Source organism: Corallococcus sp. AB030 (assembly GCF_003668965.1).
GTDB lineage: Bacteria > Myxococcota > Myxococcia > Myxococcales > Myxococcaceae > Corallococcus > Corallococcus exiguus.
Genome location: NZ_RAWQ01000100.1, coordinates 23,660 through 35,264, shown reverse-complemented (window position 1 = coordinate 35,264; position 11,605 = coordinate 23,660). Strand labels below are relative to the sequence as shown.

The window sequence follows — 11,605 nt, the reverse complement described above, 5'->3', positions numbered from 1 at the left end:
TATAAGAGACAGGTCCACGCCCGCACCACCGCCGCCGCGTCCACCGTGCGCGCGCCGCCCTTGCCGCCCTCCACCTCGAACTCCAGCGTGAAGCGCACCTCCGGCACGCCCGTGCCGGACGCGCCGCCGTCCACGCGCAGGGACGGCTTGAGGCGCATGTCCGGGCTGACGATGCCCGCCGCGTCGCCGCCCAGGTCGCCCCGGAACTTCCGCAGCTTGTCCGCGAAGCGCATCATCTCCGGGCCCTGCACCGTGAGCCTTCGGCCGGGCACCAGGTTCAACTCGTCGCGCAGCTGGTGGAGCAGCTTCTGCTCCGCGGCCTCGTCGCGCAGCGGCACCGCGCCGCGCAGGTACACCATGCGCCCGTTGTCGATTCGCACCGTCGGCGGCGCGCCGTACACCAGCGTGGGCAGCACCGACAGGCCCTGCGTGAGCTGGTTCAACTCCAGGAGGATGCGCGGCTTCAGGTCGCGGTCCACCGACGGCAGGCGGCGGCTCCGCATGTCCACCGGCATGCGCCGCGCCAGCTCCGGGAGAATCTTCGCGGACAGCTCGCCCAGTTGCTCCGGCGAATACGTGCGCACGAGCGGCAGGTGCTGGAGCCACGCGCCCGTCATCGCCGTCTCGCCCAGGCGCACCAGGGACTCCGCCGTCAGCGCGACGCCGGGGCTCACCACCTCCGTGATGCGCGGATCCCTCGTGATGGTGATGACCCACTGCTGACCCTTGTCCTCCACCTTCGCGCGCGGGGGCAGCACCTCGCCGGACACCGCCACCGGCCGGCCATCCAGGAGCACGTTGCGCGCGGGCTCCAGGGCCCTCAGCAGCGCGTCCAGCTTCTCCGCCAGCAGCGGGCCCCGGGTGCGCCGCTCCAACAGGCGCTCCATCACCAGGTCCACCTGCTCCACCTGCAACGTGACGCCGGCCTGGGGCTTCGCCAGGCGCCCCGTGAGGTCCTCCAGCGGTTCCTCCGTGCCGTCCGCGTGCGCGAGGACCCGGTGCAGCTGCAGCCCTCCCTCCACTCGCGTGAAGCGGTACACCACGCGCGACCAGCGCTCGGACACCGCCTCCAGCGGCGCGTCCTGCTTCTCCGCCTTGTCCAGGGAGATGGCCGCCGCGACCACGTGCTCGCACGGGTCCACCGGGCTGGGGCAGTCGCACTCCCACGCCTCGTCGCCCGGGTAGAGGACGACGGTGAAGGCCACGGCCCGGCCCGCCACCTTCACGCGCAGCTCGATCTCCGAGGCCGTGCGCGACTGGAGCGCCACCGCGCCGTCACGCGCGAGGCTGACGCCCCTGGACCAGAGTCCCGGCTTGGCTTCTTTCCGGACGGCTTCGAGGAGCTGGGTGTTCTCGGACATGGCAGGCGGATTCCCTACGCCCCGCCACGCCCTTGCGCAACGTCGGATGCGTCCCGGCCGACGGCCAGGCTACTCGTCGTCGTAGGACGGCTCGAAGAGGTAGGTCAGCTTCACCATGAACTCGCGGCTGAACACCGGCAGGGGCGCGTGTCCGCCGTTGTAGGGCTGGGCCACCCGGAAGTCGCTGCCCAGCAGGTTGTAGACGCCCGCGCCAATCTCCAGGCCCTTCGTCCCCACGTTCTCCGCGCGCACGAAGAGGTTGAGCAGCAGCCGGGGCGACAGCGTCTGGACCTCCGACACGCCCTCCTCGTCCGGCGCCCCCACGGCGAAGCGCTGGCCCACCAGCACGGCGGTGGGGCTGACGGACAGCCACGGCAGCACCTTCGCCGTGCCCGTCAGCGTCACCTTGTGCGTGGGCAGCCCGGTGAAGGCCTTGGGCTGGCCGGGCACCAGGTAGTCCTCCACGTCGTTGCGCCCGCCCGGCCGGTAGAACGAATAGCCCGCCTGCGCGCGGCCCCAGGACCCGCGCAGCCGGTAGTCCAGCTCGATGCCCCGGCTGCCCAGGCGGCCCAGGTTGCGGTACGCCTCCGACGCCGTGACCGGGTCGTACGAATAGATGATGGGGTCCGTCACGCCCACGTCGAAGGCGTTGGCGCTGAAGCTCTGGCCCTCGCCCAGGCGCACGGTGGCCTCCAGCTCGTACACCGTGGTGCGCTCCGGCCGGACGTCGTCGCCCAGGGAGATGTTCTCGATGCCCGGCGCCCGGAAGGCGCGGCTGTAGAGCGCCTTGCCGCTCACCGGCCCGAAGGACTTGAGCAACACCAGGCGCGGCACGAACGAGCTGCCGAAGGCGCTGTGGTCCTCGAAGCGCGCGCCCGCCACCACCGTGGCGATGGGGTTGTCCGAGTACACCTCCATGAAGGCCGCCACGTTGCGGTAGGAGACCTCGTCCTCGTCGCCGTTGAAGGGCTCCTGCTGGCCGATGCCCGCCGGGCCTCGCAGCTGCCCCTGGTCGAACGCCAGGTCCACGCCGCCCGTGAGCTGGAGGAAGTCGAACGCCGCCCAGCGCGCCAGGGCCCGGCCGCGCAGGCGCCGGTAGCGCTTGTCGTAGAAGAAGTCAGACGACTCGTCCGAGTCCCGGTAGGACTCGCCCAGGGTGAGGTTCAGCCGGGGGATGATTTCAATCCGGTCCGTGGGCCGGAAGCGGTCGCTCAGCTCGGCGTGGAACGACTCGAAGTCGGTGTTCGCGGGCGTGGGCAGCACCTCGTCCACGGAGACCACCGACGTGGTGTCCTGGCGCTGGTACAGGATGCTCAGCTGGAGGTCCCGGTAGCCCACGCCGGCCTGCACCACCGTGGGGTCCATCGCCGACGCGCCGTTCATGCTCGCGGAGTCGCCGTAGAAGTCGTCGAACACGGCGTCGCTGCGCTGCCCCTGCCCCAGCGACGCGGACGCGAACGCGCTCAGGCCCGGCGCGCTTTCGAACACCTTGCGGCCGGACACCGTGAGGCTGCGGCGGCCCAGGCCGTGCGCCAGCTGCCCGTAGGTGCCCACCACCAGCGCGTCCGTGCTGCCCTGGATGCCCCGGGTGATGACGTTGATGACGGCCAGCTCCGCGTTGCCGCCGTAGATGACGGAGCCGGGGCCGCGCACGACCTCGATGCGCTCAATCAGCTCCACCGGGAACTCGTGGCCCAGCTGCATCGTGGAGTAGAGCTGCTCGTTCATCTCCTTGCCGTCGATGATGAGCAGCACCTTGCCTTCCTGGCCCCACAGGCCCCGGAAGCCCGGCCCCACCGTGCCGGACACGTCCACGCCGAAGAAGAAGCCGGGCACCTGCAACAGCACGTCCATCAGGTCGCGCGCGCCGGAGGCCCTGATTTCGTCCGCGGTGATGGCCGTCACCACGGCCGGCGAGTCATGCAGCTTCGTGATGGCGAACGACGCCACCTGGCTGTGCACCTCCGGCTCTTCGTCCAGCTGCTCCTGGGCGGAGGGCATCTCCCCGGGGTCCAGGGTGGGCTCCGGCGCCGTCTGCGCGAAGCCCGTGCCCGAGCCCAGCAACGCAAGCCATACACACACACGACGCCCGTGCCTGGTGAAACCCATACGAAACAACCTTCTCGAAGTTGGGAGACGCGAGCCTGTCCCGGGGGGAGACAGGCTTCACGTGAAACAGAGTGTAGCGACTTCAGCGGGGTCCGAAAGTTCTGGGATTACGCGCACTGCGTTGAATGCGGGCGTAGGCCTTGTTCACTTCACGCGCACGCGGGTGCTGCGGCCCGGCTCGACCTCCACGGTCATGCGCCGCTTCACCTCGCCGTTGACGCGGACCTCCACCTTCGCGGGGCCGGAAGGCAGGGCCTGCGCGGAGATGGGCGGAAAGCCATACGGCCGGCCGTTGATCCACACCTCGCCGTAGAGCCCCGGCGACGTCACCTCCAGGTCGCCCCGCTGCGCCACGGCGGCCTTCGCCACGGAGGGCTCGGGCGGCTTCGTGGGCTCCGGGTCGCGCGGGGACGCCACGGGACCACCCGCGGCCGGGGGCGAGGCCGGGGCCACGGCCGCCACCTGGGCCACGGCCGGCTTCGGCGTGGACGGCGTCAGTTCCGCGGAGAGGTCGCGGTTGAGCGAGCGCACCGAGTCCGCGTCCACCTCCACCGTCTCCTCGTACAGGCGGCGGTCGCCCTGCGCGAGCACCACGCGGTGCGCGCCCGCGGACACCGGCAGCCGCGCCGGCGTCATGTCCACCGCCCTGCCATCCACCATCACCACCAGCCCCGGCGGCGTGGACGTCACCAGCAGGAGCCCGCCCTTCGCTTCTTCCTGCGGAGCGGCCTGGGCGACCGGCTGCTCGCGGGCGCCCCGCTTCCCCAGGCGCGTGCGGGGCGGCGTGCGGCTGGGCGCCGGCTCACGCGGCGTGGGCGCGGTCCGCGTCTGCTCGCGCGAGCGCAGGTCGGTGGCGATGCCCAACAGCCGCGTCAGGTCGCTGTCCCCCTCATCCGGGCGCAGCTTGAGCGCCTCCGTGAACTGCGCGACCGCGCGCTCGTAGTCGCGGTCCTCCAGCGCGGCCAGGCCCGACGCGCGCAGCGCCCGCACGAGCCCCGCGTGCGAGTCCTCCTTGGGCGGGGCCACGGACGCCACGGTCCGAGGTGGCGCCACGACAGGCGTGGGGTCGGGAGGGCGCGTGGCGACGGGCTCGGGCTGCGCGGCCTTGCGCGAGCGGACCACCAGGTACGCCCCGGCGTTCACGGCCACGGTGCCCAGCAGGATGACGGCGACCCAGGTCTTCTGATTCTTCACGTTCAAAGTCCCACTTCCCACGACGACACGGTGCGCCCGCCCTTCACGCGATGAACAGCCAGAACACCGCGCTGCCCGCCAGCGCGACCCCCGCCGCCGCGGCCAGCCCCCAGGGGAACGCCCCGGCCGAGGCCGCGTCCGGCGACGGGATGACGCCCGTGGTGGAGCCCGTCCCGGTGCTCCGGGGCAGCATGCCCGTGGGCACCAGCGCGCTGGGCTCGCGCAGCTCCACCGCGTGCTCCAGCGGCGCGAAGGGCGACGGGCCGGAGATGCCGCTGGGTATGCGCGTGGAGCCCATGCCCGAAGCATCCGCGGACACTCCCGGCGACGAGCCCACCATGGACCCCGGCACCGCCAGCGCCGTGGACACGCGACCCGTGGCGTCCGGAGGAAAGAGCGTGGCCATCAGCGCCGCCAGCTCCCGGCCGCCGGACGTCCAGTGCTGCGCCGTGCGGTAGCGCTCCAGGTCGTCGTGCAGCTCGCGCGCCGTCTGGTAGCGCTGCGCGGGGTCCTTCGCCAGGCACTTGAGCAGGATGCGCTCCAGGTCCGGAGAGAAGCCGGGAGCCACGTGCGACGGCGGCGGCACGTCTCCCGCCGACGCGGCCATGATGGTGGCCTCCATCGAGTCGCGCTTGAACAGCCGGCGCCCGGTGGACGCTTCGTAGAGCACGATGCCCAGCGAATACAGGTCCGAGCGGTGATCCAACTCCCGGTTCGTTATCTGCTCCGGGGACATGTACGCGTACTTGCCCTTCACCACCCCGGCCACCGTGCGCTCCAGGTTCACGGAGCTCTTCACGATGCCGAAGTCCGCCAGCTTCACGATGCCGTCGCGAGACACCAGCACGTTGCCCGGCGTGATGTCCCGGTGCACCAGCTTCAGCGGCGTCCCGTCCGACAGCGTCTTCGCGTGCGCGTACGTGAGCGCGTCCGACATGGCCAGGCCCACGTCCACCGTCACCCGGGGCCCCAGCGGGATGTTCGCCGCCGCCGCGTGCCGCATGATGCGATCCAACGACTGGCCCTGGATCCACTCCATCGCCAGGTAGTACTGACCGTCGATCTTCCCGAAGTCGAACACCTGCACGATGTTCGGGTGCGTGAGCAGCGCCGCCACCTTCGCCTCGTCCGCGAACATCCGCGCGAAGGGCTCCAGGTTCGCGTACTCCGGCAGGATGCGCTTGATGACGCACGCCTTGGAGAAGCCGTCCGGCCCGTCAATCGTCGCCAGGAACAGGTGCGCCATCCCGCCCGTGGCGAGCCGCTGCACCATTCGGTACTTCCCGAAGAGGATGTCCACCCCGGGTGCGGCCGGCGAAGGCGTCACGGTATCAACCCTGTCCAAATTGTACTCCCAGGACGGAACTCGCAATTCCGGGAAGATACCTATGCCGAGACCTCCCCACAAGTTTCGCACACCGTGTCAACAGGTTTTGCGGTGAATACACTTTAACAACGTGACGGATGGGCGACGGGCGGGTGTCCCGGCATATCCTCCCGGTCCTCCGCGCATGGCGACCTCCCCCTCCGACGCCTCGTCCCCGCTGGCCGCTCCCCGTCCGCTGTCCGCCCGGGACATCCGCACCCTGGGGCTGGCGGCGCTGGGGGGCGCGCTGGAGTTCTATGACTTCATCATCTTCGTGTTCTTCACGGCGGTGATGGGGAAGCTGTTCTTCCCTCCGGAGACGGCGGACTGGCTGCGGCAGTTGCAGACGTTCGGGCTGTTCGCGGCGGGCTACCTGGCGCGGCCGTTGGGCGGCATCGTGATGGCGCACTTCGGGGACCGGACCGGGCGCAAGCGGATGTTCACGTTGAGCGTCTTCCTGATGTCGGTGCCCACGCTGTGCATGGGCCTGTTGCCCACGTTCGCCACGGCCGGGTACGCGGCGCCGCTGCTGCTGCTCACGCTGCGGCTGTTGCAGGGGGCGGCGGTGGGCGGCGAGGTGCCGGGCGCGTGGGTGTTCGTCTCCGAGCACGTGCCGGAGCGCCGCGTGGGCCTGGCGTGCGGGACGCTCACCTCCGGGCTCACGCTGGGCATCCTGTTGGGCTCGCTGGTGGCCACCGCGGTCAACACCGTCTTCACGCCGGAGCAGGTGCTGGCGTACGGCTGGCGCGTGCCCTTCGTGGTGGGCGGCGTGTTCGGCTTCTTCGCCGTGTTCCTGCGCCGCTGGCTCCAGGAGACGCCCGTCTTCGAGGAGATGCGCCAGAAGAAGGCGCTGGTGAAAGAGCTGCCGCTCAAGGCCGCGCTGAAGGGCCACGCGCCCGCCGTCGTGGTGTCCATGCTGTTCACCTGGGTGCTCACCGCGGGCATCGTGGTGGTCATCCTGATGACGCCCACGCTGATGCAGCAGTTGCACGGCATCCCGCCCGCGAAGGCGCTGGCGGCCAACAGCGTGGCCACGCTCACGCTCACGGTGGGGTGCATCTGTTACGGGCTGCTCGCGGACCGGCTGGGTCCCACCCGGGCCATGGCCATCGGCTCGGGGATGCTGCTCGTCGCCGCGCAGCTGTTCTACCGGGGCGTGGCGAGCGCGCCGGAGCACCTGGTGCCGCTCTACGCGGGCGTGGGGTTCTGCGTGGGCGTGGCCGGCGTGGTGCCCGCGGTGATGGTGCAGGCATTCCCCCCGGCGGTGCGCTTCTCCGGCCTGTCGTTCTCCTACAACGTGGCGTACGCGCTGTTCGGTGGCCTCACGCCGCTCGCCGTGACGCTGGCCCTGAAAGAGAGCCCGCTCGCGCCCGCGTACTACGTCTCCGCGGTGTGCGCGGTGGGGCTCGTGGTGTCGTTGCTGCTCTTCCGGGGTTTCACCGCCCGTGCCAGCGCACCGGACGAGCAGCCCGCGCCGTCGCGCTGACGCCCGCCTGGCGGCCGGAGGTGTTGACGTGTAGCCGACAGATGGGAGGCGCGAGTTCACGAAGCCAACCCCATCCGGGGCGCGTCGGCTATGCGAAGGGGACAGCAGAGGGGGCTTTGGACATGCCCGGTTCCCCTCCCGTGCGCACCTTGTCCCGGCGCGTGCTTCCAGAAGACGGAAGCCTCGCGCATTGACCCTCTCCGACGGAACCCGGCATGCCCAGCAAGACTCCTCTTTTCCAGAGCGGCATTCCCAGCTTCGACGTCATCCTGGGTGGGGGCATCCCCGCTCGCCAGTCCTTCATCGTCACCGGCACGCCCGGTTCGGGGAAGACGGTGCTGTGCAGCCAGGTGGCCTTCGCGGCCGCGGCGCGCGGCGTTCCCGTGGTGGTGGCCACCGTCACCTCGGAGCCCCACGACAAGCTGATGGAGGCCCTGTCCGGCTTCTCCTTCTTCAAGCCGGAGCTGCTGGGCGAGAGGTTCTTCATCATCAGCGCCTACTCGGCGCTCAAGCGGGGTGCGAAGGAGGCCCGGGAGCTGCTGCTGCAGACGGTGCGCGAGCGCGGCGCGGCGATGCTCTTCATCGACGGGCTGCGCTCCATCCGCGACCTGTGGCAGGACGAAGCGCGGCTGCGCGAGTTCCTCTATGAGCTGGGCATCGGCCTGGCCGCCAGCAACTGCATTGGCCTGTTCACCACGGAGTATCCGCTGGAGCGGCTGATGGCGCTGCCGGAGGCCACCACGGTGGACGGCATCGTGTCGCTGTCCGTCCAGACGCACGGCGCGCTCCGGGTGCGCCGGGTGGAGGTGGTGAAGCTGCGCGGCCGGCCCCACCTCACGGGTGAGCACACCATGGCCATCCACGAGGAGGGCGTGGAGTTCATCCCGCGCCTGGAGGCCACCCCGGTGGACTTCCAGGACGAACCCCCCACGCTGAAGCGCAAGGGCTTCGGGTTGCCGGAGCTGGATGGGTTGATGCACGGGGGGCTGCCGGAGCTCAGCACCACGATGCTCGCGGGCAGCATGGGCATTGGAAAGACGATCCTCGCCATGCACTTCGCCGCGGACGCCGCGCGCCATGGGGAGAAGGCGCTCTTCGTCTCCTTCTTCGACGCGCCGGCCATGCTCACGGCGCGCGCCCGGCGCGTGGGGCTGGACGTGGCCCCCCTGCTGCGCGATTCACGGCTGGTCTTCCACTACGTGCCGCCCATGGAGGTCGAGGCGGACGTGCTCGTGCGGGACATCCTGCGCAAGGTGGACGCGCTCGGCGTCCAGCGGCTGGTGCTGGACGGACTCTCGGACCTGGAGCTGGCCATCCTCGACCCCGGGCGGCGGCGCATGTTCATGGCCTCGCTCGCGATGCGGCTGCGCATGCGGGGCATCACCTCCCTGTTCACCCGGGAGGTGCCGAAGATCGTCGGCACCGAGCTGGACTTCAACGACGCGCCAGTCGCCATCCTGGGAGAGAACCTGCTGCTGCTGCGCTACGTGGAGCTGCACGGTCAGATGCACCGGATCCTGTCCGTGCTCAAGATGAGGGACAGTGAATACGTCACCGACCTGCGCGAGTTCCTCATCAAGGACACCGGCGTGAAGGTGCTCGCGCCCATGCGCTCCGCCGTGGGACTGCTGACGGGTCAGGCCCGCCCGCTGGGGACCTCCATTGGAGGGCTGGGTGAATGAGCCTGGTCCTCATCGCGGAGGATGAAGAGGCGCTCCTGGAGGTCTTCTCCGAGGTGGTGGAGGACCTGGGCCACCGCGTGATTCGCGCGCACAACGGCGAGGAGGCGCTGCTGCTGGCGCGCACGGAGACGCCGGACCTGGTGGTCAGCGACCACATGATGCCCCGGCGCACCGGCATGCAGCTCTTGCACGCCATGCGCTCCGAACCCACGCTGTCGGACGTGCCCTTCCTGCTCCTGAGCGCGGCGCGTCCCCAGGGGCGCGAGGCGGCCCAGACCTTCCTCGCGAAGCCGGTGGACCTGACCACCTTCGAGCAGGCCGTGAGCAACGCGCTCCAGTACCGCGAGGCGACCCGCACGGACGCCGCCCCGGCCGCGCGCGAGCCGGTCAGCTCGGTGAGCCTGGCCCGCGAGGAGATGCTCAACTGGGTGGCGCACGAGCTGAAGACGCCGCTCAGCTCCGCGCGGCTCAACACGCAGCTGCTCCTGCGCAAGGTGCAGAAGCGAGGCATCGACGACGAGCGCCGCTCCGCGGAGGGCGTCCTGCGCCAGTTGGATCGGATGAACGGACTGGTGACGTCCATCCTGGACGCCTCCCGGCTGGCGGACGGGAAGCTGGAGCTGAAGCTGGCACCCACGGACCTGACGCTCTTCCTCCAGGAGCTCGTCCAGGAGTGGCGCGAGCTGCAACCGGAGATGGACTTCTCCCTCCACGCCGTGGAGGCGGTGGAGCCGCTGATGCTGGACGCGGAGCGGCTGCGACAGGTGCTCAACAACCTGGTGTCCAACGCGGTGAAGTACAGCGGCGCGTCGCGCCACATCGAGCTGGGCGTAGCGCTCAACCCGGGCCTCGTCCTCATCCACGTGCGCGACTGGGGCGTGGGCATCCCGGCAGGCGCCCTGCCCCACGTCTTCGACCGCTTCCAGCGCGCGGACGAGGACCGCGGACGCGGCCACGGCCTGGGCCTCTTCATCGCCGCGGCCCTCGCGAAGCTGCACGGCGGCTCGCTGTCCGCCCGCTCCACCCTGGGTGAAGGCTCCACCTTCACCTTGCGCCTGCCCCGGCGGAACTGAAGCAGTACTGCACGTTTCCGCTGGAACTCCATCTAAACCAACCAGATTGGAAGTCCACGAACACCCGGCGCTCTCGGTGAATTAGAAAGCGAGTGTGTCCACGCCTCCTTCGTCCCGCCTGTCCTCGCTGCGCGCGTTGAAGCACCGTGACTTCGCCTTCCTGTGGGGCGGCGCGGCGCTGTCCAACATCGGCACGTGGATGGAGGTGCTGGCGCTGGGCGTGTACGTGACGAAGGTCACGGGACGGGCGGAGTGGACGGGCGGAGTGGCGGCGCTGACGTGGCTGCCGTCCATCCTCTTGTCGCCGCTGGGAGGCGCGCTGGGGGACCGGTTCGACCGGCGCCGCGCGGTGGGGCTGGGGGCGCTGGTGCAGATGGTGCTCGCGGGGACGCTGGCGGCGCTGGCCTTCAGCGGCGGGCTGACGGTGCGCTGGGTGGCGGTCATCTCGTTCCTCAACGGCTGCGCGGTGACGCTGTTCATGCCCGCGTTCTCCGCGCTCATCGCCGTCTCGGTGCCAAAGGAGGACCTGCACAGCGCGCTGAGCCTCAACTCGGCCCAGGCCAACCTGGGGCGCATCTGCGGCCCGGCGCTGGCGGCGCTGCTCATCGCGCACACGGACATCGGATGGGTGCTGCTGCTCAACACGTTCTCCTTCGGCGCGGTGATGCTGTCGCTGCTGGGCGTGCGGGGTGCTCCGGCCGCCGCGAGGCCTGCGTCGGCCGAAGGGGTGTGGGCGGGCATCGCGCGAGGCTTCCAGGTGGCGCGCTCGGACGAGGCGCTGCTGATGGCGATGGGCGGGACGCTGGCCATCGCCGTGTGCATCGCTCCGTTCACGGCGCTGGCGCCCGTGATGGCCATCCGGGTGTTCGGCCAGGACGCGGGCGCCACGTCGATGCTGGTGACGGCGCAGGGCGCGGGGGCGTTCCTGGCGGCGCTGAGCGCGGGCACGCTGGCGGACTGGATGGGACGGGGGCGGCTTCTGGAGGTGAGCCTGCTGCTCATCGGTCCGGCGGCGGCGGCGTACTGGCTGTCCCCGTCGCTGGGCATGGCGACGGTGGCGGTGCTGGCGCTGGGGGCGCTGTACATGCTGACGCTCACGGGGCTGGCCACGCTGTGCCAGGCGCGCGTGTCCGGCGAGTTGCAGGCGCGCATCGCCAGCCTCAACTCCATGCTGCTCTTCGTCGGCTTCACGGTGGGCGTGTGGTCGCAGGGCGCGCTCGCGGACCGGCTGGGCGTCCGGCCCGTCATGGGGGGCGCGGCGTTCGGGTTCCTCCTCTTCACCGTCTTGCTGCGCACGCTGCGCTCGCGCGGCTTCGCTGCCTACGAGACCTGAC

At 70.7% G+C, this 11,605-nt stretch carries 8 protein-coding genes; 4 read left to right on the top strand and 4 right to left on the bottom strand.

Going from position 1 to position 11,605, the window contains the following annotated elements; all coding sequences use genetic code 11:
- The 4 genes from D7Y15_RS23075 to D7Y15_RS23060 all read right to left on the bottom strand — a co-directional run.
- Positions 1 to 1,361: SWIM zinc finger domain-containing protein (locus tag D7Y15_RS23075; RefSeq protein ID WP_199745971.1), on the bottom strand; the 1,361-nt coding region annotated here is incomplete at its 3' end.
- A 69-nt stretch (positions 1,362 to 1,430) separates the two neighbouring features.
- Entirely contained in the window at positions 1,431 to 3,470 is a 2,040-nt protein-coding gene (locus tag D7Y15_RS23070) for a TonB-dependent siderophore receptor (RefSeq protein ID WP_120577633.1), read from the bottom strand.
- Between the two features lie 144 nt (positions 3,471 to 3,614).
- Positions 3,615 to 4,664 (bottom strand): PEGA domain-containing protein, encoded by a 1,050-nt coding sequence (locus D7Y15_RS23065; protein WP_121753931.1) that lies wholly within the window; start codon positions 4,662 to 4,664, stop codon positions 3,615 to 3,617.
- A gap of 43 nt (positions 4,665 to 4,707) precedes the next feature.
- Positions 4,708 to 5,991: a serine/threonine-protein kinase gene (locus tag D7Y15_RS23060; RefSeq protein ID WP_233605059.1), complete on the bottom strand. Its 1,284-nt coding sequence runs from the start codon at positions 5,989 to 5,991 to the stop codon at positions 4,708 to 4,710.
- 184 nt (positions 5,992 to 6,175) lie between these two features.
- Here D7Y15_RS23060 and D7Y15_RS23055 point away from each other — a divergent pair, with 184 nt between their 5' ends.
- From D7Y15_RS23055 to D7Y15_RS23040, 4 genes are all read left to right on the top strand, one after another.
- The gene (locus tag D7Y15_RS23055; protein WP_120577631.1) at positions 6,176 to 7,516 is read left to right on the top strand and encodes an MFS transporter; all 1,341 of its coding nucleotides are present in this window, start codon (positions 6,176 to 6,178) and stop codon (positions 7,514 to 7,516) included.
- 215 nt (positions 7,517 to 7,731) lie between these two features.
- On the top strand, positions 7,732 to 9,198 hold the full coding sequence (locus D7Y15_RS23050; RefSeq protein ID WP_121753927.1) for an ATPase domain-containing protein: 1,467 nt from the start codon (positions 7,732 to 7,734) through the stop codon (positions 9,196 to 9,198).
- Positions 9,195 to 10,271, top strand: a complete 1,077-nt coding sequence (locus tag D7Y15_RS23045; protein ID WP_121753926.1) for a hybrid sensor histidine kinase/response regulator — start codon at positions 9,195 to 9,197, stop codon at positions 10,269 to 10,271. The genes D7Y15_RS23050 and D7Y15_RS23045 overlap by 4 nt, the downstream gene beginning before the upstream one ends.
- 94 nt (positions 10,272 to 10,365) lie before the next feature.
- On the top strand, positions 10,366 to 11,604 hold the full coding sequence (locus D7Y15_RS23040; RefSeq protein ID WP_121753925.1) for an MFS transporter: 1,239 nt from the start codon (positions 10,366 to 10,368) through the stop codon (positions 11,602 to 11,604).
- The last annotated feature ends 1 nt before the right edge of the window (position 11,605 follow it).